General features: G+C 58.0%; 37 protein-coding genes (1 of these 37 running past the window's edge). All 37 read right to left on the reverse strand.

Features of this window, described 5'->3' with window-relative positions:
• Positions 1-223, reverse strand: partial view of an ABC transporter permease gene (locus ACT7DK_RS18235; protein ID WP_445401658.1) — the 5' end (the start) only. The gene continues 614 nt to the left of window position 1, outside the view; the window shows 223 of its 837 coding nt (coding positions 1-223); the start codon lies at positions 221-223; its stop codon lies beyond the left edge, outside the window.
• Positions 195-1,121, reverse strand: coding sequence for an ABC transporter ATP-binding protein (locus tag ACT7DK_RS18240; RefSeq protein WP_445401660.1), 927 nt, complete (start codon positions 1,119-1,121; stop codon positions 195-197). Before ACT7DK_RS18240 ends, ACT7DK_RS18235 begins: the two co-directional genes overlap by 29 nt.
• Positions 1,090-2,385: a nitrous oxide reductase family maturation protein NosD gene (locus ACT7DK_RS18245; RefSeq protein ID WP_445401662.1), complete on the reverse strand. Its 1,296-nt coding sequence runs from the start codon at positions 2,383-2,385 to the stop codon at positions 1,090-1,092. The genes ACT7DK_RS18240 and ACT7DK_RS18245 overlap by 32 nt, the downstream gene beginning before the upstream one ends.
• An 8-nt stretch (positions 2,386-2,393) precedes the next feature.
• Positions 2,394-4,283, reverse strand: a complete 1,890-nt coding sequence (gene nosZ / locus ACT7DK_RS18250) for a TAT-dependent nitrous-oxide reductase (protein WP_445401664.1) — start codon at positions 4,281-4,283, stop codon at positions 2,394-2,396.
• Positions 4,270-6,429, reverse strand: a complete 2,160-nt coding sequence (locus ACT7DK_RS18255; protein WP_445401666.1) for a 4Fe-4S binding protein — start codon at positions 6,427-6,429, stop codon at positions 4,270-4,272. Before ACT7DK_RS18255 ends, nosZ begins: the two co-directional genes overlap by 14 nt.
• 162 nt (positions 6,430-6,591) lie before the next feature.
• Positions 6,592-6,984: a 50S ribosomal protein L17 gene (rplQ, locus tag ACT7DK_RS18260; RefSeq protein WP_106453810.1), complete on the reverse strand. Its 393-nt coding sequence runs from the start codon at positions 6,982-6,984 to the stop codon at positions 6,592-6,594.
• Positions 6,985-7,028: 44 nt separating this feature from the next.
• Positions 7,029-8,018 carry a DNA-directed RNA polymerase subunit alpha gene (locus tag ACT7DK_RS18265; RefSeq protein WP_445401669.1) on the reverse strand — a complete coding sequence of 330 codons (990 nt, stop codon included), beginning with the start codon at positions 8,016-8,018 and terminating at the stop codon, positions 7,029-7,031.
• Between the two features lie 24 nt (positions 8,019-8,042).
• Entirely contained in the window at positions 8,043-8,663 is a 621-nt protein-coding gene (gene rpsD / locus ACT7DK_RS18270; protein WP_202084958.1) for a 30S ribosomal protein S4, read from the reverse strand.
• 30 nt (positions 8,664-8,693) lie between these two features.
• Positions 8,694-9,086: a 30S ribosomal protein S11 gene (gene rpsK / locus ACT7DK_RS18275; RefSeq protein ID WP_094039369.1), complete on the reverse strand. Its 393-nt coding sequence runs from the start codon at positions 9,084-9,086 to the stop codon at positions 8,694-8,696.
• 14 nt (positions 9,087-9,100) lie between these two features.
• Positions 9,101-9,457: a 30S ribosomal protein S13 gene (gene rpsM, locus ACT7DK_RS18280; protein ID WP_445401672.1), complete on the reverse strand. Its 357-nt coding sequence runs from the start codon at positions 9,455-9,457 to the stop codon at positions 9,101-9,103.
• Positions 9,458-9,597: 140 nt separating this feature from the next.
• Positions 9,598-9,714 carry a 50S ribosomal protein L36 gene (gene rpmJ / locus ACT7DK_RS18285; protein ID WP_445401674.1) on the reverse strand — a complete coding sequence of 39 codons (117 nt, stop codon included), beginning with the start codon at positions 9,712-9,714 and terminating at the stop codon, positions 9,598-9,600.
• A 26-nt stretch (positions 9,715-9,740) separates the two neighbouring features.
• A complete protein-coding gene (gene secY, locus ACT7DK_RS18290) occupies positions 9,741-11,072 on the reverse strand; it encodes a preprotein translocase subunit SecY (RefSeq protein WP_445401676.1) in 1,332 nt (443 codons plus the stop codon).
• An 8-nt stretch (positions 11,073-11,080) separates the two neighbouring features.
• Positions 11,081-11,515 (reverse strand): 50S ribosomal protein L15, encoded by a 435-nt coding sequence (gene rplO, locus ACT7DK_RS18295; protein ID WP_094039366.1) that lies wholly within the window; start codon positions 11,513-11,515, stop codon positions 11,081-11,083.
• A 4-nt stretch (positions 11,516-11,519) separates the two neighbouring features.
• Positions 11,520-11,702 (reverse strand): 50S ribosomal protein L30, encoded by a 183-nt coding sequence (gene rpmD, locus ACT7DK_RS18300; protein ID WP_014290666.1) that lies wholly within the window; start codon positions 11,700-11,702, stop codon positions 11,520-11,522.
• Positions 11,703-11,708: 6 nt separating this feature from the next.
• Complete coding sequence (gene rpsE / locus ACT7DK_RS18305; protein WP_445401679.1) at positions 11,709-12,209, reverse strand: 30S ribosomal protein S5; 501 nt, start codon at positions 12,207-12,209, stop codon at positions 11,709-11,711.
• A 14-nt stretch (positions 12,210-12,223) separates the two neighbouring features.
• Positions 12,224-12,577, reverse strand: a complete 354-nt coding sequence (rplR, locus tag ACT7DK_RS18310; protein WP_094039364.1) for a 50S ribosomal protein L18 — start codon at positions 12,575-12,577, stop codon at positions 12,224-12,226.
• A 9-nt stretch (positions 12,578-12,586) separates the two neighbouring features.
• Positions 12,587-13,120: a 50S ribosomal protein L6 gene (gene rplF / locus ACT7DK_RS18315; RefSeq protein ID WP_445401681.1), complete on the reverse strand. Its 534-nt coding sequence runs from the start codon at positions 13,118-13,120 to the stop codon at positions 12,587-12,589.
• A gap of 10 nt (positions 13,121-13,130) precedes the next feature.
• Positions 13,131-13,523: a 30S ribosomal protein S8 gene (gene rpsH / locus ACT7DK_RS18320; RefSeq protein WP_445401683.1), complete on the reverse strand. Its 393-nt coding sequence runs from the start codon at positions 13,521-13,523 to the stop codon at positions 13,131-13,133.
• Between the two features lie 22 nt (positions 13,524-13,545).
• Positions 13,546-13,851: a 30S ribosomal protein S14 gene (rpsN, locus tag ACT7DK_RS18325; protein ID WP_445401685.1), complete on the reverse strand. Its 306-nt coding sequence runs from the start codon at positions 13,849-13,851 to the stop codon at positions 13,546-13,548.
• A gap of 11 nt (positions 13,852-13,862) precedes the next feature.
• Entirely contained in the window at positions 13,863-14,402 is a 540-nt protein-coding gene (rplE, locus tag ACT7DK_RS18330; protein ID WP_094039360.1) for a 50S ribosomal protein L5, read from the reverse strand.
• Between the two features lie 14 nt (positions 14,403-14,416).
• Entirely contained in the window at positions 14,417-14,734 is a 318-nt protein-coding gene (rplX, locus tag ACT7DK_RS18335) for a 50S ribosomal protein L24 (protein ID WP_445401688.1), read from the reverse strand.
• An 11-nt stretch (positions 14,735-14,745) separates the two neighbouring features.
• Positions 14,746-15,114, reverse strand: a complete 369-nt coding sequence (gene rplN / locus ACT7DK_RS18340) for a 50S ribosomal protein L14 (RefSeq protein ID WP_014290674.1) — start codon at positions 15,112-15,114, stop codon at positions 14,746-14,748.
• A 157-nt stretch (positions 15,115-15,271) separates the two neighbouring features.
• The gene (rpsQ, locus tag ACT7DK_RS18345; RefSeq protein ID WP_094039358.1) at positions 15,272-15,532 is read right to left on the reverse strand and encodes a 30S ribosomal protein S17; all 261 of its coding nucleotides are present in this window, start codon (positions 15,530-15,532) and stop codon (positions 15,272-15,274) included.
• Between the two features lies 1 nt (position 15,533).
• Positions 15,534-15,725 carry a 50S ribosomal protein L29 gene (gene rpmC, locus ACT7DK_RS18350; RefSeq protein ID WP_094039357.1) on the reverse strand — a complete coding sequence of 64 codons (192 nt, stop codon included), beginning with the start codon at positions 15,723-15,725 and terminating at the stop codon, positions 15,534-15,536.
• Positions 15,725-16,138, reverse strand: coding sequence for a 50S ribosomal protein L16 (rplP, locus tag ACT7DK_RS18355; protein ID WP_094039356.1), 414 nt, complete (start codon positions 16,136-16,138; stop codon positions 15,725-15,727). Before rplP ends, rpmC begins: the two co-directional genes overlap by 1 nt.
• A 12-nt stretch (positions 16,139-16,150) precedes the next feature.
• Entirely contained in the window at positions 16,151-16,846 is a 696-nt protein-coding gene (gene rpsC, locus ACT7DK_RS18360; RefSeq protein ID WP_096780101.1) for a 30S ribosomal protein S3, read from the reverse strand.
• Between the two features lie 18 nt (positions 16,847-16,864).
• On the reverse strand, positions 16,865-17,197 hold the full coding sequence (rplV, locus tag ACT7DK_RS18365; RefSeq protein WP_094039354.1) for a 50S ribosomal protein L22: 333 nt from the start codon (positions 17,195-17,197) through the stop codon (positions 16,865-16,867).
• A gap of 10 nt (positions 17,198-17,207) precedes the next feature.
• Positions 17,208-17,486: a 30S ribosomal protein S19 gene (gene rpsS, locus ACT7DK_RS18370; RefSeq protein WP_008486816.1), complete on the reverse strand. Its 279-nt coding sequence runs from the start codon at positions 17,484-17,486 to the stop codon at positions 17,208-17,210.
• A 21-nt stretch (positions 17,487-17,507) separates the two neighbouring features.
• On the reverse strand, positions 17,508-18,332 hold the full coding sequence (gene rplB / locus ACT7DK_RS18375) for a 50S ribosomal protein L2 (RefSeq protein WP_094039353.1): 825 nt from the start codon (positions 18,330-18,332) through the stop codon (positions 17,508-17,510).
• Between the two features lie 17 nt (positions 18,333-18,349).
• On the reverse strand, positions 18,350-18,652 hold the full coding sequence (gene rplW, locus ACT7DK_RS18380; protein WP_071473729.1) for a 50S ribosomal protein L23: 303 nt from the start codon (positions 18,650-18,652) through the stop codon (positions 18,350-18,352).
• On the reverse strand, positions 18,649-19,254 hold the full coding sequence (rplD, locus tag ACT7DK_RS18385) for a 50S ribosomal protein L4 (RefSeq protein WP_094039352.1): 606 nt from the start codon (positions 19,252-19,254) through the stop codon (positions 18,649-18,651). The genes rplW and rplD overlap by 4 nt, the downstream gene beginning before the upstream one ends.
• 17 nt (positions 19,255-19,271) lie before the next feature.
• On the reverse strand, positions 19,272-19,910 hold the full coding sequence (gene rplC, locus ACT7DK_RS18390; RefSeq protein WP_445401693.1) for a 50S ribosomal protein L3: 639 nt from the start codon (positions 19,908-19,910) through the stop codon (positions 19,272-19,274).
• Between the two features lie 21 nt (positions 19,911-19,931).
• Positions 19,932-20,243: a 30S ribosomal protein S10 gene (gene rpsJ, locus ACT7DK_RS18395; RefSeq protein ID WP_013343788.1), complete on the reverse strand. Its 312-nt coding sequence runs from the start codon at positions 20,241-20,243 to the stop codon at positions 19,932-19,934.
• A gap of 216 nt (positions 20,244-20,459) precedes the next feature.
• Positions 20,460-22,340, reverse strand: a complete 1,881-nt coding sequence (gene argH, locus ACT7DK_RS18400) for an argininosuccinate lyase (protein ID WP_445401696.1) — start codon at positions 22,338-22,340, stop codon at positions 20,460-20,462.
• 532 nt (positions 22,341-22,872) lie between these two features.
• Entirely contained in the window at positions 22,873-24,084 is a 1,212-nt protein-coding gene (locus ACT7DK_RS18405; RefSeq protein ID WP_094039349.1) for an argininosuccinate synthase, read from the reverse strand.
• Complete coding sequence (locus ACT7DK_RS18410; RefSeq protein ID WP_445401698.1) at positions 24,084-25,001, reverse strand: ornithine carbamoyltransferase; 918 nt, start codon at positions 24,999-25,001, stop codon at positions 24,084-24,086. Before ACT7DK_RS18410 ends, ACT7DK_RS18405 begins: the two co-directional genes overlap by 1 nt.
• 10 nt (positions 25,002-25,011) lie before the next feature.
• The gene (gene argB / locus ACT7DK_RS18415) at positions 25,012-25,797 is read right to left on the reverse strand and encodes an acetylglutamate kinase (protein ID WP_445401700.1); all 786 of its coding nucleotides are present in this window, start codon (positions 25,795-25,797) and stop codon (positions 25,012-25,014) included.
• Positions 25,798-25,801: the final 4 nt, after the last annotated feature.

Below are 25,801 nucleotides of genomic sequence, written 5' to 3' on the forward strand. Positions count from 1 at the left end.
GGCCCAGCAGCAGGGCGATCAGCGGCAGTATCACCACCGCCAGGCTGGCGAGACTGGCCAGGGTGGATTCGATACTAGTGAAACCGACCAGGCCCGAGGCCACGCCGCCGAAATAGGCCAGGCCAACCGCCAGTCCCCACAGCATAAGGGCAATGGCCAGCACCCAGCGGTTGCGGATGCCGTCCAGCCATTCCTTACGGGCAATAATCAGTAATACGGCCATCGGCGGCTCCGTAACAAATATGTTGGTACAACTCGGGCAGGTTGGGCTGCTGCCAGTGGAAGTCCCGCAAACCGGGCAGGCTGCAGATGGTTTGTGCCAGCAGTTTCTTCTGCTCCGGCTGGCCCTGCAGCGCCAGCTGCCCCGGCTCGGACTGGCACACCAAGGCCCGGCAAGACTCCGGCAGTTGTTGCTCCAGGTTGTCACCGTAGAGGGTGAGAGTGACCGGCAGCCGGGATTTGGCGCGCAGCTCAGCCAGGTTGCCGGAGGCCAGCAGCCGCCCTTGTCCCATCACGGCGATGCGATCCAGATAGGGCTCCACTCCCGCCAACACATGGGAACAGAGGATGATGGCGCAGCCCTGCCGACGCAACTCGTCGATTTGTTCGTAAAAATCCCGGGTTGCCAAGGGATCCAGCCCCACGGTCGGCTCATCCAGCAGCAGCACCCTGGGCTGGCCCAGCATGGCCTGGGCCAGCCCCAGCCGCTGGCGCATCCCCTTGGAGTAAGTCTTGACCCGGCGCCCGGCCGCCTCGGCAAGCCCCAACCGTTCGAGCAGCGTCATGCCCTGTTTCGGTGCCATGCCCTTGAGCCGCGCCAGGTAATCGATGACTTCGGCGCCGGTCAGCTGGTCATAGAAGCTGACATTTTCCTGCAAAAAACCAATATGCCGGCGCTGCTTACGAAAGGTGTCCCGGGCAGGATCCTGGCCCATCACCCGCACCTCCCCCTCATCGGGCCGCAGCAACCCCAGGATCAGCTTGATGCTGGTGGTCTTGCCGGCACCATTATGGCCGAGTAGCCCCAGCACCTCGCCGGATGACACCGCCAGCGATACCTGCCGCAGCGCTTTTTTGTCGGCAAACTGCTTACTGACTTGCCGTAAGCGGATAATGCTCATCGCTCCTCCTGTTATTCATCCCCTCGGGCAGCGCCATCAGCGGAAATGAATCCCGCACCCCCGGTCCTTTGAATACCGGAAACTGCTGTTGAACCCAGCGTAACAGGCTGACCACAGGGGCATTCATCAGCCAGCGGGCCGCCGGGTATTGCCACAGCACCCGGTCCATACCGTCATTCGGCTCGTGGGCAATATCACCCAGGCCGTCCTGATTCAGATCCCAGCCCTGGTAGTCGCTCCAGTAATTGCCGCGGCCATCCAGGGACCATTCCTGGGGCCGGTTAGAGACGTAGCGCACCTGGGTGCGGTTGCCGACCAGGGCATTGTCAAAAATGTTGTTCTGCTCGGAGCCGGCAGTCATGTGCAGCCCCAGATCACTATGGCCCAGCCAGTTGCCGCTGATTTCGTTGCCCACCGCATGGTAGGCGAACAGTGCCTTGCCTTCCGCTCCTCTCGGGTTGAGCAAGCGACTGTTAGCCTTTGCGCCGCTCACCCGATTGCCGCGGATAAGAGAATAAGTGATGTAATTCATCAGGATGCCGTAGTTTTCATCCTGCTCGGAGATATTGCCGATCACCGTCAGCTGCCGCGACTGCATCAGGGCATAGCCGGTGCGGGTCCGGTGGGTATGGTTGCCGCTGACCTCGTTATGGTTGGAGTACATATAGTGGATGCCGTAACGCAGCTCACTCAGCCGATTGCCGATCAGCCGGTTGCGGTTGCTGTAGTCGATATAGATGCCATCCCGGGTATGGCGGATCTGATTTCGACTGATCTCGCTGTCGCTGACGTTGAACAGATGAATGCCGTTGCCTCTGTCCTGGGAGCGCAGGTCGGCATCGCCGGTAATGTCGTTGTCGCGCAGTCTTAGGTGGCTGGCCCGATCGGCCCAGATACCGAAACCCGGCCCGTGCAGGCGCAGATGGGCGACTTCGGCACCATCGGCCTTTTCGCTGATAAAAACCCCCGCGTCCAGCGAGCCCAGGTCCTTGCCCCAGTTGCGGATTTCAAGATGGTAAACATGGATGCCGGGGGCATCCAGATAGAGGCCATGGCCATGGCCGCCGGCGTCGATCACCGCTCCCGGCTCCCCCCGCAGGATCAGGGGCCGCTCGATGCGCAACGTCGGGTAAATGCCGGAAGCCAGCACCACGGTTTCTCCCGCCGGCACCCCGGCCAATCCGGCCACGGAGGCCGGCGTCAGCCGGACCTCCGCCGCCAGTGGCCAGGCGAACAACAGCAGCAACAGCCATAGCCTGTTCATGCGACTCCTTATGCTGGTTCGACGAACATGCGGCCGACCATCTCCATATGCAGGGCATGGCAGAACCAATTGCAGTAATACCAGTGCACCCCGGGCTTGTCGGCAATGAAGGTGATGGAAGAGGTCTGTTGCGGACTGATCTCCATGCTGACCCCGTGGTTGACCATGCAGAAACCGTGGCTCACGTCCTCGATCATGTCCAGGTTGGTCACCACCACGGTCACCTCGTCGCCCTGCTTGACGGTGAATTCCTGAATGCCGTAGGTCGGCGCCACCGAGGTCATGTATACCCGCACCTTGTTGCCGTCGCGGATCACCTTGTTGTCCCGCTCAAGAGTCACACCGTCCTTGGCCGCCATGGCCACGGTATCGGCGAAGAACGCATCGTCACGCTGCCAGATCTTCTTGGGATTGAGCATGTTGCGCTTGATCAGGATACAGTCGTGGGGCTCGGCAAAGGTAGGGCCGTCGTGCACCAGCTTCATCTCCTCGCCGGAGATATCGATCAACTGATCGTTTTCCGCATGTAGTGGACCCACCGGCAGGAAGCGGTCCTTGGAGAACTTGCACAGTACCACCAGCCACTTGCCGTCCGCATCCCGGGCCTCGGTGTGGGAGGCATGGTTGTGACCGGGCTGATACTGTACATCCAGCTTCTGGCGGATATAGTTGACGTCTTCGCCGTTGTAGGCCTTCACTGCGTCCGCCAGGTTCCATTTCACCACCTGGCTGTCGATAAACAGGGTGGTATAGGCGTTGCCACGGCCGTCGAAGGTGGTGTGCAGCGGTCCCAGCCCCAGCTCGGGCTCGGCGGCGATCACCGCCCGGGGATCCTCGAATTTGTCCTCGAACAGATCGTCCAACTTGGCTATCTCGATCATCGACACGGTCGGCGACAGCTTGCCGTTGGCGATGAAGTACTTGCCGTCGGGTGAGGTGTTGAGGCCGTGGGGGTTTTTCGGCACCGGCACGTAGCGGGTCAGTTCGGAGCCCTTGCGGCCGTCCAGCACCGGCACCTTGGCATCGCCCAGGGTGGTGAAGTTGCCCGCCTTGATCGCCGCCTCGATACGGGGAATGTTGAACACCGTCACCCAGTCCCGTTCGTTGCGCATCATGCCGCCCAGATCGGTGGCGCCTTCCGAGTTGTAACAGGTGGAGGCAGCATATTTGCCGGTGTAACAGGCGTCGCAGTTGTCCAGGTTACCGTCGACAATGACCTGGAAGGCCACCTCCATGGTCTCGGCATCCACCGCGTTGAACATGGTGAATTTCTCGGCCGCATCCAGGTTTTTCAGGTTACTGCCGTCGTTCGGGTGGGGAATGATGAATTCGGCGTTGCAGAACACGTACTTGGTGTGGGGCACTTTTTGCAGGCGCAGCCCATGGATGGCCTGCACGTTGGGGACAGTGACCATCTTGTCGCATTTCATGATATCGAGGCGGATACGGGCTACCCGGCTGTTGGCCTTGTCGTTGATGAACAGGTACTTGCCGTCATATTTTCCATCCGTCATGGAGATATGGGGGTGATGGCAGTCACCGTTCAGGTACTTGCTGCTTTCGCCAAAGACCCGCTTGCTTTCGTTGGTCAGGCCCCAGCCGGTAGCCGAATCCACGTTGAACACCGGGATACGCATCAGCTCGCGCATGGAAGGCACGCCCAGTACCCGCACCTCGCCCTGATGACCGCCGCTCCAGAAACCGTAGTATTCGTCCAGCTCGCCGGGCGCTACATGTGCATTCTGCGCCGCCGCCGCGGCCAAGGCCGGTGACGACGCCAGGCTCAGGCCGCCGCCGGCCGCCGCCGTGGCCAGCAGGGCGGAAGATCCCCCCAGAAACAGGCGCCGGCTCAGTTTGACATGCTCGCTCAGCGCTTCATGTTGGTTATGCTTGCTCATTAGACTCTCCTTGTAGTCCTGTGGTATCCACGTTGGTGATCTTGATGCGAGCCGCTTCCCGCTCCAGCTCGCGCTGGCGGCGTTTCTTGGCCTTCATCACCAGGGGAGGACACTTGCGTTGGTTGTAGTAGGTGATCTGGCAGTCCAGGCAGTGGTGACACTCGTTGGCGTTGATACGCCCGTCCGGATGGATGGCCTGCACCTCGCACTCCTTGGCGCAAAGCTGACAGGGAGTGCCGCATTCCTGCCGACGCTTGAGCCAGTCGAACAGGCGCAGCCGGGCCGGTACGGCGAGTGCTGCACCCAGGGGGCAGATGTAGCGGCAGTAGGCCTTGCGCACGAACAGGGACAACACTACCCAGCCTAGGGCATAGGCTACATAGCCCCACTCGCGCATAAAGCGCAGCGTCATGGCAGTCTTGAACGGTTCCACTTCCGCCGCCTGCTCAGCCAGGGCCAGGGACTGCAACGACAGTCCGAACAGACCCAACAAAATCAGATACTTCAGTGCCCACATCCGCTCGTGAATGGCGAAAGGCACGGTGTACTGCCTGATCTTAAGCTTGCGGGCCGCCTCGTTGACCAGCTCCTGCAGGGCACCAAAAGGACAGAGCCAGCCGCAAAAAATCCCCCTGCCCCACAGCAACAGGGTCAGGGCCACGAAGCTCCACAGGATAAACATCATGGGATCGAGCAGGAAAGACGACCATTGGAAGCCGGTAAAAAGGGCGTGCAGGAAGGTGAACACATTCACCACCGACAGCTGGGCCAGGCTGTACCAGCCGATGAAGAAGAGCGTATAGCAGAGATAACCGATGCGGAGACGGTGCAGCAGGGTCGGATGCTGCACCAGCCAGTCCTGCAGGAACAGGATGATCACCAGCACGACCAGGCCCGCCCCCAGCACGGCAATCTGCACCGCCTTGTGCTGCCAGACGCTGACCCACAATGGCGCCTCGTCTTCTTCCCAGCCTGCTTGCGCGGTTTCCATCGGGAGCGGCAGATTCAGGTAGGCATCGGGCAGCTGGTAATCGGCGTAAAAACTGGCGAACTCGCTGTCCAGCGCCCCTATCTGGCGGCGCACCATCAGCTCGAATTGCCAGGGCCGGGTCAGGTCCAGGCTGTTCCCCCGGGCGATGAAAATGGCCAGCTCGCCGAATTCGGGCGTATCTTCGGCCAGCAGATCCGAGGGCGCCAGACGCTGGTAGTCCATGTCCCGGAAAGCGATCTCCTCTGCATCCTGCCACAATCGGATACGATCGAAGATGCCGCCGCGCACGAAGCCGTTGCCGCGGAAGCTGTAGTCGCTGTTGGCCACCACCAGCACCGGCTGATCGCCGGGCGCCAGGCTCGCCATCAGACGATCATACTGTTGCTGCCCCAGCAGGTTGATGCCGGCGTCCGCCATGCCCAGGGGTGCGAAATAAAGCTCCATGAACGCCTGCTTCGGATCGGCTGGCGGTGTACGCGAAGCCGCACGGGTACCGGCAAAGGCCTGCTCCACTTCCCCCTGAGTCAGGCGCAGCGAGCGGATCAACTGGCGTTCGTTCAGCATGGCCCAGCCGCGCGGCTGCCACTGGTTGTTCAGGGTGGCGGCGGCGTCCGCCGATTCGGAGGCGGTCGGCTCCTCGCCCTCGGCCAGGGCCGTCCGCGCCGCGCGCAGCGCCCGCATGATGGTCTGGTTGATCACCATGACGGTCACAGTGGCGCCGGTGACGCCATCCACCGAATGAATATCATCGCGCCGGGACAGGCCGACCTGTACCCGCTCACGGGCATCGATGCCCCGGTACTGGTCGACGAATTCGGTTAGCTTGATCTCGGGAATGCCGATCAGCAGTATCGGCTCGTGGTGCTCGACCACCAGACTGTGCTCCAGACGGCCGCTGCTGTCCATCGCCAGCAGTAGTTCCACCGGCTTGCCGGAATAGGCGGGGATATCGGCGAATTGCCGGGTCAGGAAGGCGTAGCGTGACTGCTGGTCGGCAGTGGAAATGTGCCAGCCGGCGAAGGGCTGGCCGATGGCGCTGATCTCGGCATCGGGATACCAGGCGGCCAGTTGCTGTGCGGGATCGGGGCCTTCGGCGGCCTGCACCAGGCCGGCGGCAAGGCACAACAGGAAAACCAGGCTCCGTAGTACTGACATGGGGTTGCCTATAACTTACATTTCAATTGCAAAATAATGATGCAAAAGGGCGTGTTCGTGCTTGATCCAGATCAGGTACAGTAGAGAGGTATAGCGGAGAAAGGGGATTCGGGCGGAAGTGAATGGAAAAGAAAAAGCCGGGCGAACCCGGCTTTTGGTTTTTTATTCTTCAGAAGCTGCTGCTTCTGTGGCCTCGACATCGCGACCTACCAGCTCGATATAAGCCATAGGGGCGTTGTCACCGGCGCGGAAACCGCACTTCAGGATACGGGTGTAGCCACCCGGGCGCTCCTGGTAGCGGGGTCCCAGTTCGTTGAACAGTTTGCCGACCACTTCGCTGTCGCGAGTACGGGCAAATGCCAGGCGACGGTTAGCAACGCTGTCGCTCTTGGCCAGTGTGATCAGAGGTTCAACCACACGACGCAGCTCTTTAGCCTTGGGCAGAGTCGTCTTGATAACTTCATGACGAACCAAGGAGCTGGCCATGTTACGGAACATCGCCTGACGATGGCTGCTGTTCCGGTTCAGTTGACGACCACTCTTACGATGGCGCATGACCTAATCCTTCCTAACTAAATCTGTAAAACCCGTGATCCGGTTTATTCATCAGCGATGCTGGCAGGCGGCCAGTTCTCCAGGCGCATGCCCAGAGACAAACCACGAGACGCCAACACGTCTTTAATCTCGGTGAGAGATTTTTTACCCAGGTTGGGAGTCTTGAGCAGCTCCACCTCGGTACGCTGTACCAGATCACCAATGTAATGGATCGCTTCTGCCTTCAGACAGTTCGCAGAGCGAACGGTCAGTTCCAGATCGTCGACAGGACGCAGCAGGATAGGATCGAACTCAGGCTTGTCTTCTTTCTCTTCCGGTTCGCTCACGTCACGCAGATCGACGAAGGCTTCCAGCTGCTCGGCCATGATGGTGGCCGCACGACGGATAGCTTCTTCCGGATCCAGGGTGCCGTTGGTCTCCATGTCGATAACCAGCTTGTCCAGATCGGTACGCTGTTCAACACGGGCCGCCTCAACATTGTAGGCGATACGAACCACGGGGCTGTAAGCCGCATCCAGCAGCAGGCGACCGATGGGACGCTCGTCGTCTTCGGTGTGGGCACGGGCGGCGGCGGGAATATAGCCGCGGCCGCGCTGCACCTTCAGACGCATGCTGATTTCGGCCTCGTCCCCTGTCAGATGACAGATAACGTGGTCTGGGTTAACGATCTCAACGTCATCACCATGGGTGATGTCGCCTGCAGTTACGGGACCTGCACCAGTTTTGGTCAGAGACAGGGTAACTTCGTCCTTGCCTTCCAGCTTGACAGCAACCTCTTTCAGGTTGAGCAGGATCTCCAGGATATCTTCCTGGACACCTTCCTTGCTGCTGTACTCATGCAACACACCGTCGAGTTCAACTTCGGTGATGGCACAGCCCGGCATGGAAGAAAGCAGAATACGACGCAGCGCATTACCCAAGGTATGACCAAAGCCACGCTCCAGCGGCTCGAGAGTCACTTTGGCATGAGTCGGGCTGATCTGTTCGATATCAACCAGACGCGGCTTAAGAAAATCTGTTACAGAACCCTGCATTGTGTCCTCTCTTAGAAGCTAGCTTTACTTGGAGTAAAGCTCGACGATCAGCTGTTCGTTAATCTCGGCAGACAGGTCGCTACGCTCAGGCAGACGCTTGTAAACGCCTTGCATGTTGGTAGCGTCGACTTCTACCCAGGTCGGCTTTTCACGTTGACCGGAAACCTCAAGAGCGGCTTTGATCCGGGCTTGTTTCTTAGCCTTCTCACGAATGCTGACTACGTCCTCGGGAGAAACTTGGAAGGAAGGAATGTTCACAACCTTACCGTTCACCAGGATGGCCTTGTGGCTAACCAGCTGACGGGACTCGGCGCGGGTAGCACCAAAACCCATACGGTAAACAACGTTGTCCAGACGACCTTCCAGCAGCTGCAGCAGGTTCTCACCAGTGTTGCCTTTCAGGCGGGCAGCTTCTTTATAGTAGTTGCGGAATTGCTTTTCCAGCACGCCGTAGATACGACGGACTTTCTGCTTTTCACGCAGCTGTACACCGTAGTCGGACAGGCGCGGCTTGCGGGCGCCATGTTGACCGGGTGCGGTATCAATTTTACATTTTGAATCGATCGCGCGAACGCCTGACTTCAGGAAGAGGTCAGTGCCCTCACGACGGCTCAGCTTGAGCTTGGGACCCAGATATCTTGCCATGTTCTTTCTCCAACTATCCTACAAGAAGGGTTATACGCGACGCTTCTTGGGAGGACGACAACCGTTGTGCGGGATGGGAGTCACATCGGTGATGTTGGTGATGCGGAAACCTGCCGCATTCAACGCACGGATGGATGACTCACGGCCCGGACCCGGACCTTTCACCATTACTTCCAGGTTCTTAACACCGTATTCCTTGGCAATCTCACCGGCGCGCTCGGCAGCTACCTGGGCCGCGAACGGGGTGGACTTACGGGAACCACGGAAACCTGAACCGCCGGCGGTTGCCCAAGACAGAGCATTACCCTGACGATCGGTAATAGTTACTATGGTGTTGTTGAAAGATGCATGAACGTGGGCAATGCCATCGCTCACCTGCTTTTTGATGCGCTTACGTGCACTACGAGCCGGAGTTTTAGCCATGATCTACCTTCCCGTTATTTCTTGATCGGTTTACGAGGACCTTTACGCGTACGAGCGTTGGTCTTGGTGCGCTGACCGCGAACGGGTAGGCTGCGACGATGACGCAGACCTCGGTAACAACCCAGGTCCATCAGACGCTTGATGTTCATGGAGATTTCGCGACGCAGGTCACCTTCCACGGTGAACTTCGCGACTTGCTCACGCAGAGATTCTACCTGAGCTTCATCCAATTCTTTGATTTTCACATCCTCAGCGATACCGGCTGCAGCACAAATGGCTTTAGAGCGGGTACGGCCGACGCCATAAATAGCAGTCAAAGCGATGACGGCATGTTTATGGTCAGGAATGTTAATGCCAGCGATACGGGCCACTATGCACTCCTACAAAATAACAAATAATAAGCCATTACAAAGCCCGTCTAGGATACGTAATGACTACACATACACCCAACAAAGGTGGCTGGCTACTTTAGCCAGCCTGCCTTTACTTTTCAAGTTAAACCGTAACTTTTTTAGCCTTGGCGCTGTTTGTGCTTAGGGTCTGAATTGCAGATCACCCGCACCACACCGTGGCGCTTGATGATCTTGCAGTTACGGCAGATTGCCTTAACGGAAGCACGGACTTTCATTGCTTAACTCCGTAAATAACCGAACCTTAACGGTTGTAGCCTTTCAGGTTCGCTTTTCTCAGGACATCGCCATACTGATGGGACATCATGTGGGTTTGCACCTGTGCCATGAAATCCATGATGACGACCACAATAATCAACAGCGAGGTACCACCAAAGTAGAACTGGACGTTCCAGGCTGTCATCAAAAACTGTGGAACCAAACAGACAAAGGTGATGTACAGGGCCCCGACCAGGGTCAGGCGAGTCATCACTTTGTCGATATAGCGCGCTGTCTGCTCACCCGGACGGATACCCGGGATGAAAGCACCACTCTTCTTCAGGTTATCCGCCGTTTCGCGCGGATTAAACACCAGCGCGGTGTAGAAGAAACAGAAGAAGATGATGGCAGCGGCATACAGCATTACATACAACGGTTGACCAGGTTGCAGCGTGAGCGACAGCTCCTGCAGCATGTTGGCGAACCATCCCTGCCCCTGACCGAACCAAGAAGCCACGGTACCCGGGAACAGGATGATGCTGGATGCAAAAATTGCCGGAATAACCCCCGCCATGTTCACTTTCAAGGGCAGGTGTGTACTCTGTGCCGCGAACACCTGGCGACCCTGTTGACGCTTGGCATAGTTCACCACAATGCGGCGCTGGCCACGTTCAACAAAGACCACGAAATAGGTTACCGCGAACACAATCACGGCCAGCAGCAACAGCAACAGAATGTGCAATTCCCCCTGACGCGCCTGCTCTGCCGTGGCACCGATGGCCGATGGCAGACCGGCAACAATACCCACGAAGATAATCAACGAGATACCATTGCCAATGCCTCGTTCGGTAATCTGCTCACCCAACCACATCAAAAACATGGTGCCGGTGACCAGACTCACCACCGCCGTGAAATAGAAACCGAAGCCCGGGTTGACCACGAGCCCTGGCATCATGTTCGGCAGACCGGTGGCGATACCGATGGCCTGGATGGTGCCCAGAACCAGCGTGCCATAACGGGTGTACTGACTGATCTTGCGACGACCGGATTCACCTTCCTTCTTGAGTTCAGCCAAGGGTTGGTAAACCACTGTCAGCAGCTGGATGATAATGGATGCCGAAATGTACGGCATTATCCCCAGCGCCAGTATGGACGCTCGTTCCAGGGCGCCACCACTGAACATGTTGAACATTTCAATGATGGTGCCCTGTTGTTGCTGGAACAAGTCGGCAAGTACGGCGGCGTCAATCCCAGGAATAGGCACATAGGAGCCGGCACGGAACACGATGATCGCGATCAGAACGAAAAGCAGACGGCTTTTCAGTTCACTCAGCCCGCCCTGTGCATTTTTAGCATCTAATCCTGGTTTTTTGGCCATAGTACTTATTATTCCTCGATTTTTCCGCCGGCGGCTTCGATGGCAGCACGGGCACCCTTGGTGACGCCCAGACCAACCACAGTCACTTGACGGTCAATAGTGCCAGACAGAACCACTTTGGCAAACTGGATGTTCTTGGTGATCACGCCAGCTTGCTTGAGGGTGTTCAGATCCACCACTTCGCCTTCAACTTTCGCCAGTTCGCTCAGGCGCACTTCGGCACTGACCAGGCCTTTGCGCGAAGTAAAACCAAACTTCGGCAGACGCTGTTTCAGCGGCATCTGACCGCCTTCGAAACCGTTACGAACCTTACCACCGGAACGGGACTTCTGACCCTTGTGGCCGCGGCCACCGGTTTTACCCAGGCCAGAACCGATACCACGACCCACGCGCTTGGCGGAAGGCTTGGAGCCGGCGGCAGGAGACAGAGTATTCAAACGCATGCGATTACTCCTCAACCTTAACCATGTAGTAAACCTGGTTGATCATACCGCGTACGCAAGCTGTGTCTTCCAGCTCGACGGTGTGACCAATGCGACGCAGACCCAGGCCACGCAGCGTTGCCTTGTGCTTAGGCAGACGGCCGATGGAGCTACGAGTCTGAGTTACTTTTACAGTCTTGTTAGCCATGGCGCATTACCCCAGTATTTCGTCAACGCGCAGACCACGCTTGGCAGCGACTTGCTCGGGTGACTTCATATGAGTCAGAGCGTCGATGGTAGCGCGAACTACGTTGTTCGGGTTGGTGGAACCGTAGGTCTTGGCCAGTACGTTGTGTACGCCGGCCACTTCCAGCACGGCGCGCATGGCACCACCGGCGATGATACCGGTACCTTCGGAAGCGGGCTGCATAAATACGTTGGAACCGGAGTGACGACCCTTCACCGGATGGAACAGGGTGCCGTTGTTCAGCTCAACTTTACGCATGTTACGACGAGCCTGTTCCATCGCCTTTTGAATGGCGGCAGGAACTTCACGGGCTTTACCGTAACCAAAACCAATACGACCGTTACCGTCACCTACCACCGTCAATGCGGTGAAGGAGAAGATACGACCACCCTTAACTACTTTTGATACACGGTTAACTGCAATCAGCTTTTCTTGCAGTTCACCGGCTTGAGCTTCGATTTTTGCCATTTTCGACTCCACCCTTAGAACTGAAGACCAGCTTCACGAGCAGCGGCAGCCAGAGCGGCGACGCGACCGTGATATTGGAAACCGGAACGGTCAAAAGCGACGATGGTCACGCCTTTTTCAAGTGCGCGCTCAGCGATGGCTTTACCGACGACTGCGGCGGCCTCAACATTACCGGTATATTTCACTTGTTCGCGAATTGACTTCTCCACGGTAGAGGCGGAAGCCAGTACGGCTGAACTGTTCGGTGCAATAACCTGTGCATAGATGTGGCGCGGAGTACGGTGAACCACCAGGCGAGTCGCACCCAGTTCCAGCATCTTTTTGCGTGCTTTAGTAGCACGACGGATACGAGCTGCTTTTTTGTCCATAGTGTTACCTTACTTCTTCTTGGCCTCTTTACTGCGAACCTGCTCGCCAAAGTAGCGAACACCTTTGCCCTTGTAGGGCTCGGGCTTGCGGTACGCACGAATATCGGCAGCAACCTGACCGATCAGCTGTTTGTCGGCAGACTTGAGAACGATCTCGGTCTGGGAAGGACATTCAGCGGTCACGCCGTCAGGCAGTGCATGCTCAACCGGGTGAGAGAAACCCAGAGACAGGGCAACGGCGTTGCCTTTCATCTGGGCGCGATAACCTACACCAACCAGCTGCAGCTTGCGTTCGAAGCCTTGGGTAACACCCACAACCATGTTGTTGACCAGAGCACGGGCGGTACCGGCCTGGGCGTTGGCACCGGCGGCATTGCCACGGGGTGCGAACTTCAACAGATTGTCTTCCTGGCTGATTTCAACAGCAGCATTGATGGTACGATTCAGAGTACCCTTGCCACCCTTGACGGTGATTTCCTGACCGTTCAACGTCACTTCTACGCCGGCAGGAATTTCGATAGGTGCCTTAGCAACGCGAGACATATCCTACTCCTTAAGCAACGTAGCAGATGATCTCACCACCCATACCGGCTTTACGCGCGGCACGGTCGGTCATCACACCCTTAGACGTGGAAACGATGGCAACACCCATACCTGCCATGACTTTCGGCAGCTCGTCACGCTTCTTGTAGATGCGCAGACCAGGGCGGCTGACGCGCTGGATCATTTCAACCACCGGCTGGCCCTGGAAGTACTTCAGGGTCACTTCCAGCTCGGCTTTGGTTTCACCAACGACATTAAAGTCAGCAATGTAACCTTCTTCTTTCAGGACTTTGGCGATAGCCACTTTGACCTTGGAAGAAGGCATGGTGACAGCAACTTTGTTGGCTGCCTGACCGTTGCGGATGCGGGTCAGCATATCCGCGATCGGATCTTGCATGCTCATTGTGTATTACTCCCGTGTTCGCTTACCAAGAAGCCTTCTTCAGGCCCGGAATTTCACCCTTCATCATCAGTTCGCGCACCTTGATGCGGCTCAGACCGAACTTCCGCAGGAAACCGTGCGGACGACCGGTGATGTTGCAGCGGTTACGCTGACGAGAGGGACTTGCGTCACGGGGCAGTTGCTGCAGTTTCAGCACCGCTTCCCAACGCGCTTCGTCAGAAGTTTTCACGTCAGAAATGATGTCTTTCAGTGCTTGACGCTTGGCTGCGTACTTGTCAGCCAGCTTTGCGCGCTTGACTTCGCGAGCTTTCATTGATTGTTTTGCCATAACCCTACACCTTACTTACGGAATGGGAAGTCAAAGGCAGCCAGCAGAGCACGACCTTCTTCGTCTGACTGGGCAGTGGTAGTGATGGTGATGTCCAGACCACGCACACGATCTACCTTGTCATAATCGATTTCAGGGAAAATGATTTGCTCGCGTACACCCATGGAGTAGTTACCACGGCCATCGAACGATTTCGGGTTCAGGCCACGGAAGTCACGGATCCGGGGGATAGAGATGCAAATCAAACGCTCCAGGAACTCCCACATGCGCTCGCCGCGCAGAGTTACTTTACAACCAATGGGGTAGCCTTCACGGATCTTGAAGCCAGCAACGGATTTACGAGCTTTGGTGATCAACGGCTTTTGACCGGAAATGGCCGCCAGATCGGCAGCGGCATTGTCCAGGATCTTTTTATCAGCCAGGGCTTCACCCACACCCATGTTCAGGGTGATTTTCTCAATCCGAGGGACTTGCATGATAGTCTTGTACCCGAACTGGCTAGTCAGTTCTTTTACTACATTTTCGTTGTAGTAATCATGCAGTTTCGCCATCGTATAAACTCCAATTACTTCACAAGTTCGCCGGTGGATTTGAAGAAACGGACTTTCTTGCCGTCTTCAATCCGGAAACCAACGCGATCAGCCTTGCCGGAGGCAGGGTTGAACAGCGCAACGTTAGACACGTCGATCGGTGCTTCCAGGTCGACGATACCGCCAGCCTGACCCAGTTGGGGCACGGGCTTCTGGTGTTTCTTGACCAGGTTGATACCTGCGACGATAACCTTACCTTCTTGAGTCAGGACCTTGGTGACGGTGCCACGCTTGCCCTTATCTTTGCCGGTAAGAATGATGACTTCGTCATCGCGACGGATTTTTGCTGCCATCGTTTGACTCCTTACAGTACTTCAGGTGCCAGTGAAACAATCTTCATGAACTTCTCAGAGCGAAGTTCACGAGTCACCGGTCCAAAAATACGAGTACCGATCGGCTGGTGATTGTTGTTCAAAATCACGGCCGCATTACGGTCGAAACGGATGACAGAGCCGTCCGGACGACGAACGCCTTTACGAGTGCGTACGACCACCGCGTTCATTACATCACCTTTTTTAACCTTACCGCGCGGAATCGCTTCCTTGACGGTAACTTTGATGATGTCGCCGATGCCGGCGTAACGGCGGTGCGAACCACCCAGGACCTTAATACACATTACGCTGCGCGCACCGGAATTGTCGGCCACGTCCAGCATACTTTGCATTTGGATCATGTTAGTGCTCCGCTAAAGTGACTACTTTAAAACCCTTTTCGGGATGTTGGCTGCCAAAGAAGGCGCGGCATTATATCACCATGAATCCGGAAAAGGTAGGGTAAAAAACAAACGGCCCATCGCTGGGCCGTTTGCGGGGTAAGTATACCAGAGATCGTCAGGCTTTCACCGGACGCTCAATGATTTTTACCAGGGTCCAAGACTTGGTCTTGGAGATCGGACGACACTCGCGGATGGTCACGACGTCGCCGGTCTTGCACTCGTTGTTCTCGTCATGAACGTGCAGCTTGGTAGTGCGCTTGATGTACTTCCCGTAGATCGGGTGCTTCACGAAGCGGTTGATAGCCACAGTGATGGACTTGTCCATCTTGTCGCTCACTACACGGCCCTGCAGAGTACGAATGTTTTGTTCGCTCATCTTAGGCACCTGCCTTTTGGTTCAGAACAGTCTTCACACGCGCGATGTCGCGACGTACCTTTTTGAGGTTGTGGGTCTGAGCCAGCTGACCGGTGCTTGCTTGCATGCGCAGGTTGAACTGCTCGCGCAGCAGGCCCAGCAGCTCCTGGTTCAGTTCTTCAACACTCTTTTCACGCAGATCTTGTGCTTTCATCACATCACCGTCCGAGTTACGAAAGTGGTCCTAACGGGCAGCTTGGCAGCCGCCAGTGCAAAGGCTTCGCGAGCCAGTGACTCAGGTACACCGTCCATCTCGTACAGGACACGACCCGGCTGGATCTGGGCAACCCAGTACTCCACGTTACCCTTACCTTTACCCATACGTACTTCGAGGGGCTTTTCGGTGATGGGCTTGTCCGGGAAAATACGGATCCAGATCTTGCCTTGACGTTTGACGTGACGAGTCATCGCACGACGGGCTGCTTCGATCTGACGAGCAGTGATACGTCCACGAGTAGTCGCCTTCAGACCAAAGGAACCAAAGGAAATCTGGTTGCCTGAGGTCGCCACACCGCGGTTACGGCCTTTGTGGACTTTACGGAATTTCGTACGTTTTGGTTGCAACATGTCCGAGTCTCCTTACTTACCGCGGCCTTTGCGCTTGGGCTTGGCCGGGGCTTGCGGCTCCTGGGCAACGGCCTGCAGGCCGCCCAGTACCTCACCCTTGAAGATCCAAACCTTTACGCCGATGATGCCGTAAGTGGTAGATGCTTCAGAAGTTGCGTAGTCGATGTCGGCACGCAGGGTGTGCAGAGGCACACGACCTTCACGGTACCATTCGGTACGCGCGATTTCAGCGCCGCCCAGACGACCGCTCACTTCCACCTTGATGCCTTTGGCGCCGATGCGCATGGCGTTTTGAACGGCGCGCTTCATGGCACGACGGAACATCACGCGGCGCTCCAGCTGGGAGGCGATAGAATCGGCTACCAGCTGACCATCCAGCTCAGGCTTACGCACTTCGGAAATGTTGATCTGAGCAGGCACACCAGCCAGGGTGGCTACGTGCTTGCGCAGTTTTTCCACGTCTTCGCCTTTCTTGCCGATCACGACGCCGGGACGAGCGGTGTGAATGGTCACACGGATGCTCTTCGCCGGACGCTCGATCACGATCCGAGAAACGGAGGCGTTTTTCAGTTCCTTGTTCAGGTACTGACGTACTTGAAAATCGCTGTGCAGGTTGTCAGCGAAGTCCTTGGTATTCGCAAACCAGGTCGAGTTAAAAGGCTTGGTGATCCCTAAGCGAATACCATTCGGGTGTACTTTCTGGCCCATTGCTTATCTCCTAGCCTCTTAGCGGTCGGACACAACCACAGTGATGTGGCTGGTACGCTTCATGATACGGTCCGCGCGGCCCTTGGCACGAGGACGAATACGCTTCATGGTGGGACCTTCGTCAACGAAGATCTTGGCCACTTTCAGCTCATCGATATCCGCACCTTCATTGTGCTCGGCATTGGCAATGGCAGATTCCAGAACTTTCTTCACCAGAACGGCAGCCTTTTTCGGGCTGAAAGCCAGGACATTCAGTGCCTTGTCTACGGACAGACCGCGAACTTGATCGGCTACCAGGCGCGCCTTCTGGGCAGAAGTACGAGCAAAGCGGTGTTTAGCTATAGCTTCCATCTGTTACCCCTTAACGCTTCTTGGCCTTCTTATCGGCGGCATGGCCACGATAAGTACGAGTCGGTGCAAATTCACCCAGCTTGTGACCGATCATTTCATCGGAAACGTAGACAGGTACGTGCTGACGACCATTATGGACAGCGATGGTCAAACCGATCATGTTCGGAATGATCATTGAACGACGGGACCAAGTTTTGATTGGCTTTTTATCCCCGCTTTCCACCGCTTTCTCTACCTTCTTCAGCAAGTGCAGGTCGATAAACGGACCTTTCTTGAGAGAACGTGGCATGGTGATACCTCTAAAAAACTATTACTTGTTACGGTGACGTACCACGAACTTGTCGGTACGCTTGTTTTTACGGGTCTTGGCGCCCTTGGTCGGTTTACCCCAAGGAGTAACCGGGTGACGGCCACCAGAGGTACGACCTTCACCACCACCGTGCGGGTGGTCTACCGGGTTCATCGCCACACCACGTACGGTCGGGCGAACACCACGCCAGCGCTGAGCACCGGCTTTACCCAATTGACGCAGCATGTGCTCGGCGTTGCCCACTTCACCCAGGGTGGCGCGGCACTCGGCCAGCACTTTACGTACTTCGCCGGAACGCAGACGCAGGGTGACGTAGTTACCTTCACGCGCCAGGATCTGGGCGTAGGTACCGGCGGAGCGAGCGATCTGCGCGCCTTTGCCAGGCTTCATCTCGATGGCGTGCACGGTGCTACCCACGGGGATGTTGCGCATCGGCAGGCAGTTACCGGCCTTGATCGGGGCAGCATCGCCGGACAGCAGCTGGTCGCCGGCCTGAACGCCTTTCGGGGCCAGGATGTAGCGACGCTCGCCGTCTGCGTACAGCACCAGGGCGATGTTGGCGGAGCGGTTCGGATCATATTCCAGACGCTCTACCTTGGCCGGGATACCGTCTTTGTTGCGCTTGAAGTCAACGATACGGTAGTGCTGCTTGTGACCACCACCGATGTGACGGGTGGTGATGCGGCCAGCGTTGTTACGACCACCGGTCTTGGACTTTTTGTCCAGCAGCGGGGCGAACGGCTTGCCTTTGTACAGATCCGGGTTGGTGATCTTGACCACATGACGGCGACCCGGAGAAGTAGGCTTACATTTTACGATTGCCATTACTGATTACTCCTCTCTTACTCGGCACCGCCGATGAAGTCGATGTCCTGACCTTCTTTCAGGGTCACGTAGGCTTTTTTCCAGTCGGAACGTTGGCCCATGCGGTTGCCGGTACGCTTGGTTTTACCCTTGACCAGCAGAGTGCGGACATCTTTGACTTCAACTTCGAACAGCTTCTCGACCGCGGCTTTTACTTCAGCCTTGGTAGCGTCCTTGGCGACCTTGAACACGATAGTGTTGGTCTTTTCGGCCACCATGGTGCTTTTTTCAGAGATATGCGGCGCCTTCAGAACTTTCAGAATACGCTCTTCACGGATCATGCCAGCATCTCCTCGATTTGCTTAACTGCGTCGGCAGTTACCAGTACCTTGTCGAACGCGATCAGAGAAACGGGGTCGATACCGGCCACGTCGCGCACGTCAACCTTGTACAGGTTGCGGGCGGCCAGGAACAGGTTCTCGTCCACTTCGGCAGTCACGATCAGAACGTCGTTCAGATCCCACTGCTTCAGCTTGGCAACCAGTTCTTTGGTTTTCGGGGCTTCAACACCGAACTTCTCAACCACGATCAGACGCTCTTGACGTACCAGCTCGGAGAGGATGCTCTTGATGGCACCACGGTACATCTTCTTGTTGACCTTCTGGCTGTGATCCTGCGGCTTGGCCGCGAAGGTCACACCACCGGAACGCCAAATCGGAGAGCGGATGGTACCGGCACGGGCCCGACCGGTGCCCTTTTGGCGCCACGGTTTTTTACCGCCGCCAGACACTTCGGAACGGGTCTTCTGAGCACGAGTACCTTGACGAGCGCCGGCTGCGTAGGCCACAACAACCTGGTGCACCAGCGCTTCGTTGAACTCACGCCCGAAGGTAGTTTCGGAAACTTCAAGAGCGCCTTGCGCGTCTTTCATTACCAATTCCATTACTATCTCCTCAGACGTTACGCTTTAACGGCAGGTTTAACGATGACGTTGCCGTTAGTCGCACCCGGGACTGCACCTTTGATGAGCAGCAGGTTGCGATCAACATCAACGCGGACCACTTCCAGGTTCTGAGTGGTTACCCGCTCATTACCCAGGTGACCGGCCATTTTCTTGCCTTTGAACACGCGGCCCGGAGTCTGGTTCTGACCGATAGAACCCGGAGCACGGTGAGACAAGGAGTTACCGTGGGTCATGTCCTGAGTGCGGAAGTTCCAGCGCTTAACGGCGCCAGCGAAACCCTTACCTTTGGAAGTACCGGTAACGTCTACTTTCTTGACATCGGTGAAGATGTCGACTTTCAGCTCGGCACCGACTTCGATGCTCTCGCCTTCGCCTGAACCCAGGCGGAATTCCCACAGACCGCGGCCCGCGTCAACACCGGCTTTGGCGAAGTGACCCGCCTCCGGCTTGGTGATGCGGTTAGCTTTCTTGGTGCCAGTGGTCACCTGAATGGCAGCATAGCCATCCTTTTCCAGTGTTTTCACCTGGGTAACACGGTTGGCATCTACTTCGATAACGGTGACCGGGATGGACACGCCGTCTTCGGTGAAGACACGGGTCATACCCAGCTTACGACCTACTAGACCGATTGCCATTGATAAAACCTCTTTCCGTTATTAGCCCAGGCTGATCTGGACGTCTACGCCAGCAGCCAGATCCAGTCGCATCAGAGCATCGACGGTTTTGTCAGTCGGCTCAACGATATCAACCAGACGCTTGTGAGTGCGAATTTCATACTGATCACGTGCATCTTTGTTCACGTGTGGAGAAATCAGTACGGTATAACGCTCTTTGCGCGTCGGCAGCGGGATAGGACCACGAACCTGGGCGCCAGTGCGCTTGGCAGTTTCTACGATCTCCGCGGTAGACTGGTCGATCAGGCGGTGATCGAACGCCTTCAGGCGGATACGAATTCTTTGGTTCTGCATTACCAGAGCTCCAATTGGGTAAAGAACATAAAATCAGCACCGCCTGCCCTTCCGTTCGAAAGAGGGGGTGTGATTTAACAACGGTGCCCACCATATCGGGGGCCTGTAAAGAGCCAGGAGCTACCTGACGTGAGCCTTATCGGCTCGCCTGGTAATAAACCAAGCGAGCGGCATTATACGGATCTGGCCGGCGGTTGCAAGCCGGCCGCGGACTTTTTAAGCAACTTTCGCCTTGCCGATCAGGCCGGATTTGCCCTTCAGCATGATCTCCAGCGCCACCTCATCGCAGGCGTGCTGGCGGGGGCAGAGATCGCAGTCCTTCATCACCTTCTCGGGCAGCAGGGTCTTGCTGGTGGTGGAAAAGCCAAGCTTCATAAAGAACTCCGGCACCCGGGTCAGCACGATGACCCGGTCGATGGCCATGTCCTCGGCTTTCTTGAGGATTTTTTCCACCAGCGCCCTGCCCTGGCCCTGGCCCTGGAAGCCGGGCTCCACGCCCAGGGAGCGGATCTCCGCCAGGCCGGTGTCGTACACATAGAGGGAGGCACAGCCGCTGATCTGGCCCTGGGTCTCGGCCACGGCGAACTCACCCACCGCCTGCACCAGCTCCTTGCGGGTACGGGGCAGGTTCTCGCCGATATTGGCCCAGTAGTTGACCATGCGCTCGATGGCGTCCAGATCGGTGAGGCGGGCGCTGCGCACATGGATACCGGAGGTATCACGCTGCGTCAGCCGGCGCTCGGCGCTGGTGAGGGCGAACTCCACCTGGGCCGGCGCGGCGCCGCCCAGGGCGCAGCGGCTGGCCAGGCTGGACTCCAGCGACAGCCGGGGATAGACGTCCTCCTCGATCACCGGGCTGAACTGCTTGAAGTCCTCCAGTGGCAGCTCTTCCATCGGCAGCTTCTTGCCGATGGCGTGCACCACTATGGCGCCGACGATATGGTGCGCCTCGCGGAAGGGAATGCCCTTGGACACCAGGTAGTCGGCCATCTCGGTGGCGTTGGAATAGCCGCCCTGGGCCGCTTCCCGGGTTTTCTCCTCGTTGACTTTGATGTCGTGCAGCACCATCTCGGCCATTTCCAGGCAGTCGTACCAGGTATCCAGGGCGTCGAACAGCCCTTCCTTGTCTTCCTGCATGTCCTTGTTGTAGGCCAAGGGCAGCGCCTTCAGGGTCATCATCATGCCCGCGTAGGCACCGAACACCCGCCCGCTCTTGCCGCGGATCAGCTCCAGGGCATCCGGGTTCTTCTTCTGGGGCATCAGCGAGGAGCCGGAGGTGACCCGGTCGGACAGCTCGAGGAAGCCGGACTCGCCGGAGTTGTAGAAAATCAGGTCCTCGGCGAAGCGCGACAGGTGCATCATGGAGTTGCAGGCGCAGTTCATCAGCTCCAGCACGTGATCCCGGTCGGACACCGAGTCCAGGCTGTTGCGGGTGGGCGAGGAGAAGCCGAGGGAGTGAGCCAGCTCGTGCCGGTCGATGGGGAAGCCGGTGCCGGCCAGGGCGCCGGAGCCCAGGGGGCAGGTGTCCATGCGCTTGTAAGCGTCCTGCAGCCGGGTGTAGTCCCGCTCCAGCATCTCCACGTAGGCCAGGCACCAGTGGGCAAAAGTGACCGGCTGGGCCCGCTGCAAATGGGTGTAGCCGGGCAGCACTGTGCCCTGCTGCTGGCGGGCCACCGCCACCAGTTGCTTTTGCATGGCATCCAGCTTGGTCAGCAGCGGCGGCACCTGCTGTTTGCACCACAGCTTGAGATCGGTGGCCACCTGGTCGTTGCGGCTACGGCCGGTGTGCAGCTTCTTGCCCAGGTCGCCGACCGCGGTGATCAGATGGCCTTCCACCCAGGAATGGATGTCTTCCGCGTCGGAGTGCAGGATCTGGTTGGGGTCCTCCATCACCTTGAGCTTGAGATCGTTGAGCGCCAGTTCAATCTTCTGCTGCTCCTCGTTGGTCAGCACCCCGGTCTTGGCCAGGGCCCGGGACCAGGCGATGGAGCCGACGATATCCTGCTCCGCCAGACGATAATCGAAACGCAAAGAATCATTGAACTGCTTGAACTTGGCATCTGCCGCCTGGCTGAAACGCCCACCCCAAAGTGCCATAACCTTTTTACTCCTTGACGACATTACTGAATTCGGTCCTGTGACGGTTGCACAGGTGATAGACCGGCGGGCCAAATCGGCTCGGCCCGGGCTGCATATGCAGAGTGCGGCCATTATATAAACACAGGGGGCGTTATGCCCCCTTTATCTTTTGCTGCCAGATATCCTGGCCACAAGCGGTAAACCGCTCGCCTGTCTCTTGGTCAGCAATCTTCGTTGACTGTTGATCGAAGCAGTTGTCGACCAAAGGGCTCTCCTCCCTATCGCTCCGCTGCCGCCTGCTGGCACTACCATCAGACGGCGTCGGGGCTGGAAAGAGGCAACTGGGATTGCCTCCGCCGACCGTCACATGCCAGGGATGGCATGTGTCGAGCGACACAGGGATGTGCTTGAAGCGTGTCGGCGGAGGTAGCCCAGTTGCCTCTTTATCTACGGTTACAGTCAAGCACCGGATCAGTGACCAAAGCGCCGGACTGTCGACCCGCCGCTCTCTATTTAAAAGGGGGCCTCAGCCCCCTTTGTCATCTTTTGTTTATTTCTGCTGGTTTTTCAGCGCCTTGATCCGGCTGGCCAGGGAGTACAGGCGGATAAAGCCTTCGGCATGGCTCTGATCGTACACCTCGTCCTCGCCGAAGGTGGCGAACTCTTCGGAGTACAGGCTGTTGGGCGAGCGCTTCTTGATGGCGGTAACCTGGCCCTTGTACATCTTCAGCACCACTTCACCGGACACGTCCTCGGCGATGGCTTCGGCAGAGGCCAGCAGCGCCTTGCACAGCGGAGTGAACCAGCGGCCGTCGTACACCAGGTGGGAGAACTCGGCACCCACCTTTTCGCGCCAGGCGCGGGTCGGCTTGTCCAGCACCAGCTCCTCGACGGCGCGCAGGGCGGCCATCATCACGGTGCCGCCGGGGGTTTCGTAGCAGCCGCGGGACTTCATGCCCACCAGGCGGTTCTCGACGATGTCGACCCGGCCCACGCCGTGTTTGGCGGCACGCTCGTTCAGGGTCACCAGCACCTGGTAGGGGCTCATGGCCTGGCCGTCGACGGCAACCACGCGGCCTTTTTCCACGGTCAGGGACACGGTCTCGGCCTTGTCCGGGGCCTGCTCGGGGGACACGGTCCAGGTCCATGCCTGCTCGGAGGGCTCGTTCCAGGTGCTCTCCAGCTCGCCACCCTCGGTGGAGATGTGCCAGGCGTTGGCGTCGCGGGAGTAGATCTTGGTGGCGCTGGCGGTGGTGGGGATCTTGCGCTCGGCCAGGTAGGCCAGCAGCTCTTCACGGCTGCGCATGGTCCAGATCCGCCAGGGGGCGATAATGGCCAGTTGGGGCGCCAGGGCGGCCACGGCGCCTTCAAAACGCACCTGGTCGTTGCCCTTGCCGGTACAGCCGTGGGAGATGGCATCGGCACCTTCGGCCAGGGCCACTTCCACCATCGCCTTGGCGATCACCGGGCGGGCCATGGAGGTGCCCAGCAGGTAGGTGCCTTCGTAGATGGCACCGGTGGTCAGGGTCGGGTAGACGTAGTCGTTGACGAATTCGTCTTTCAGGTCCGCGACGATGCACTTGGAGGCACCGGAGGCGATCGCTTTCTGCTCGACGCCTTCCAGGTCTTCGGCGCCCTGGCCCACATCGGCCACGAAGGCCACCACTTCACAGCCTTCGTAGTTCTCTTTCAGCCACGGAATGATGGCCGAAGTGTCCAGACCGCCGGAATAGGCCAGCACGATTTTTTTGAATTGGCTCATTAATGAATATCCCTGTTAATCAGTGTCAGCAGCACGGCATTCTGGACGTGCATGCGATTTTCAGCTTGGTCGAGGATCAGGGAGGCGGGGCCGTCCATCACCTCGGAAGTTATTTCCCACTCCCTGTGGGCGGGCTGGCAATGCAGCACCTGTTTGGCTCCGGTTTTGTCGAGCAGGGCCTGGTTGACCTGATACGGCATGAAGATCTCCTTCACCTGCTCCAGGGGGGTATTATCGCCCATGGAGACCCAGGTGTCCGTATAGATCACGTCCGCGCCCTCGATATCGTCGAGGCTGTCGGTCACCCGAATTTTGGCACCGCTGACCGCGGCCAGGGCCTCGGCCTCCTTCAGGATCTGGGCATCCACGTTGTGCCCGCGCGGGCACACGGCGGTGACGGTGGTGCCCAGGATGGCGCCGGTCAGCAACAGAGAGTTGGTGACGTTGTTGCCATCGCCCACATAGGCCAGGTGCACCTGGCTCAGGTCATCGTAATGCTCGGCGATGGTCATGTAGTCGGCCAGCGCCTGGCAGGGATGATACAGGTTGCACAGGGAGTTGATCACCGGCACGGTAGCATATTTTGTCATTTCCACCAGAGTCTGGTGGTCGAATACCCGGGCGACGATGGCATCGCACCAGCGCGACAGGTTGGCGGCGAAGTCCTGCACCGTTTCCCGCTTGCCCATGGCGCCGTTCTGGCTGTCCAGGTAGACCGCATGGCCACCCAGCTTGTTGATGCCGATGTCGAAGGTGACCCGGGTGCGCAGGGAGGGTTTTTCGAACAGGGTGACCACGCTCTTGCCCTTGAGGGCCTCGGCGTATTTGGCCGGATGGGCCTTGATCTCCATCGCCAAGGCAAGGAGCTGTTCGATCTGCTCCTTGCTATAGTCCGTCATACTCAATAAATGCTGCATAAGGCCTCCTTTAGTGGGAAATCCGGGTACCGTACTCGGATTCGCCCGCCAGCAGCGACAGCAGTTGCTCGGGGTAGCGCCAGCTGCCCACGGCCACCGGCTTGCCCAGGGTCTTGGTGGCCTTGAGTGCCGCCTTCACCTTGACCGCCATGCCGTCCTTGATGATGTCCTTTTCCATCAGCTCATTGGCGTCGGCCTCGGTCAGGTGGGCAATGCGCTGGCCCTTGCCGTCGAGGATGCCGCTCACGTCCGACAGCATCACCAGATCCGCGTCCAGGATCTCGGCGATGGCGGTGGCGGCCTGGTCCGCGTTCACGTTCATCAGCCTGCCGTCGAAGGTGATGCCGATGGAGCTGACGATGGGCAGGAAGCCGCCGGCCAGCAGGCTGTGCACCAGGGTGGCGTCACCGCCCTCGATCTGGCCGACGGCGCCCAGCTCGGGATCCAGCTGGCTGACCCGGCACAGGCCGCCGTCGGCCAGGCAAAGGCCGACCGAGGGGATCTCGTGGGCGATGGCCTGGGCCAGCAGCAGCTTGTTGGCGGTGCCGGCCAGGGCCCCGGCGATCACCGGGATCTGCTCGAAGGGGGTCACCCGCAGGCCGTTCTTCTTGGTGGACGTCAGGCCCATGGCCTTGAGCTGGTTGTCCACCAGCACGCCGCCGCCGTGCACCAGCAGCAGGGGCCGGCTCACCTCGTCCAGAAAGGTTTTCAGGGTGGTGAACAGGGCCGCCAGGGCCTTGTCGCTTTCCAGCAGGGTGCCGCCCAACTTGATCACCAGCGGTTGTTGATTTGCCATCTCT

This window comes from Zobellella sp. An-6, from assembly GCF_052487945.1.

Excerpts from the sequence above, each read along its gene's own strand:
- rpsC (WP_096780101.1), bottom strand. The coding sequence starts at position 16,846 with ATGGGCCAGAAAGTACACCCGAATGGTATTCGCTTAGGGATCACCAAG.
- rpsS (WP_008486816.1), bottom strand. The coding sequence starts at position 17,486 with ATGCCACGTTCTCTCAAGAAAGGTCCGTTTATCGACCTGCACTTGCTG.
- rplO (WP_094039366.1), bottom strand. The coding sequence starts at position 11,515 with ATGCGTTTGAATACTCTGTCTCCTGCCGCCGGCTCCAAGCCTTCCGCC.
- rpsD (WP_202084958.1), bottom strand. The coding sequence starts at position 8,663 with ATGGCAAGATATCTGGGTCCCAAGCTCAAGCTGAGCCGTCGTGAGGGC.
- argH (WP_445401696.1), bottom strand. The coding sequence starts at position 22,340 with ATGGCACTTTGGGGTGGGCGTTTCAGCCAGGCGGCAGATGCCAAGTTC.
- rplD (WP_094039352.1), bottom strand. The coding sequence starts at position 19,254 with ATGGAATTGGTAATGAAAGACGCGCAAGGCGCTCTTGAAGTTTCCGAA.
- rpsQ (WP_094039358.1), bottom strand. The coding sequence starts at position 15,532 with ATGAGCGAACAAAACATTCGTACTCTGCAGGGCCGTGTAGTGAGCGAC.
- ACT7DK_RS18245 (WP_445401662.1), bottom strand. The coding sequence starts at position 2,385 with ATGAACAGGCTATGGCTGTTGCTGCTGTTGTTCGCCTGGCCACTGGCG.
- rpsE (WP_445401679.1), bottom strand. The coding sequence starts at position 12,209 with ATGGCAAAAATCGAAGCTCAAGCCGGTGAACTGCAAGAAAAGCTGATT.
- rplC (WP_445401693.1), bottom strand. The coding sequence starts at position 19,910 with ATGGCAATCGGTCTAGTAGGTCGTAAGCTGGGTATGACCCGTGTCTTC.
- ACT7DK_RS18265 (WP_445401669.1), bottom strand. The coding sequence starts at position 8,018 with ATGCAGGGTTCTGTAACAGATTTTCTTAAGCCGCGTCTGGTTGATATC.
- rpmC (WP_094039357.1), bottom strand. The coding sequence starts at position 15,725 with ATGAAAGCACAAGATCTGCGTGAAAAGAGTGTTGAAGAACTGAACCAG.
- nosZ (WP_445401664.1), bottom strand. The coding sequence starts at position 4,283 with ATGAGCAAGCATAACCAACATGAAGCGCTGAGCGAGCATGTCAAACTG.
- rplF (WP_445401681.1), bottom strand. The coding sequence starts at position 13,120 with ATGTCTCGCGTTGCTAAGGCACCTATCGAAATTCCTGCCGGCGTAGAA.
- rplB (WP_094039353.1), bottom strand. The coding sequence starts at position 18,332 with ATGGCAATCGTAAAATGTAAGCCTACTTCTCCGGGTCGCCGTCATGTG.
- ACT7DK_RS18405 (WP_094039349.1), bottom strand. The coding sequence starts at position 24,084 with ATGAGCCAATTCAAAAAAATCGTGCTGGCCTATTCCGGCGGTCTGGAC.
- rplW (WP_071473729.1), bottom strand. The coding sequence starts at position 18,652 with ATGATCCGTGAAGAGCGTATTCTGAAAGTTCTGAAGGCGCCGCATATC.
- rpsK (WP_094039369.1), bottom strand. The coding sequence starts at position 9,086 with ATGGCTAAAACTCCGGCTCGTAGTGCACGTAAGCGCATCAAAAAGCAG.
- rplV (WP_094039354.1), bottom strand. The coding sequence starts at position 17,197 with ATGGAAGCTATAGCTAAACACCGCTTTGCTCGTACTTCTGCCCAGAAG.
- argB (WP_445401700.1), bottom strand. The coding sequence starts at position 25,797 with ATGGCAAATCAACAACCGCTGGTGATCAAGTTGGGCGGCACCCTGCTG.
- rpmD (WP_014290666.1), bottom strand. The coding sequence starts at position 11,702 with ATGGCTAACAAGACTGTAAAAGTAACTCAGACTCGTAGCTCCATCGGC.
- rpsJ (WP_013343788.1), bottom strand. The coding sequence starts at position 20,243 with ATGCAGAACCAAAGAATTCGTATCCGCCTGAAGGCGTTCGATCACCGC.
- rplE (WP_094039360.1), bottom strand. The coding sequence starts at position 14,402 with ATGGCGAAACTGCATGATTACTACAACGAAAATGTAGTAAAAGAACTG.
- rplN (WP_014290674.1), bottom strand. The coding sequence starts at position 15,114 with ATGATCCAAATGCAAAGTATGCTGGACGTGGCCGACAATTCCGGTGCG.
- rpmJ (WP_445401674.1), bottom strand. The coding sequence starts at position 9,714 with ATGAAAGTCCGTGCTTCCGTTAAGGCAATCTGCCGTAACTGCAAGATC.
- rplQ (WP_106453810.1), bottom strand. The coding sequence starts at position 6,984 with ATGCGCCATCGTAAGAGTGGTCGTCAACTGAACCGGAACAGCAGCCAT.
- rpsH (WP_445401683.1), bottom strand. The coding sequence starts at position 13,523 with ATGAGCATGCAAGATCCGATCGCGGATATGCTGACCCGCATCCGCAAC.
- rpsN (WP_445401685.1), bottom strand. The coding sequence starts at position 13,851 with ATGGCAAAACAATCAATGAAAGCTCGCGAAGTCAAGCGCGCAAAGCTG.
- rplR (WP_094039364.1), bottom strand. The coding sequence starts at position 12,577 with ATGGACAAAAAAGCAGCTCGTATCCGTCGTGCTACTAAAGCACGCAAA.
- rplP (WP_094039356.1), bottom strand. The coding sequence starts at position 16,138 with ATGTTGCAACCAAAACGTACGAAATTCCGTAAAGTCCACAAAGGCCGT.
- ACT7DK_RS18240 (WP_445401660.1), bottom strand. The coding sequence starts at position 1,121 with ATGAGCATTATCCGCTTACGGCAAGTCAGTAAGCAGTTTGCCGACAAA.
- ACT7DK_RS18410 (WP_445401698.1), bottom strand. The coding sequence starts at position 25,001 with ATGCAGCATTTATTGAGTATGACGGACTATAGCAAGGAGCAGATCGAA.
- secY (WP_445401676.1), bottom strand. The coding sequence starts at position 11,072 with ATGGCCAAAAAACCAGGATTAGATGCTAAAAATGCACAGGGCGGGCTG.
- ACT7DK_RS18255 (WP_445401666.1), bottom strand. The coding sequence starts at position 6,429 with ATGTCAGTACTACGGAGCCTGGTTTTCCTGTTGTGCCTTGCCGCCGGC.
- rplX (WP_445401688.1), bottom strand. The coding sequence starts at position 14,734 with ATGGCAGCAAAAATCCGTCGCGATGACGAAGTCATCATTCTTACCGGC.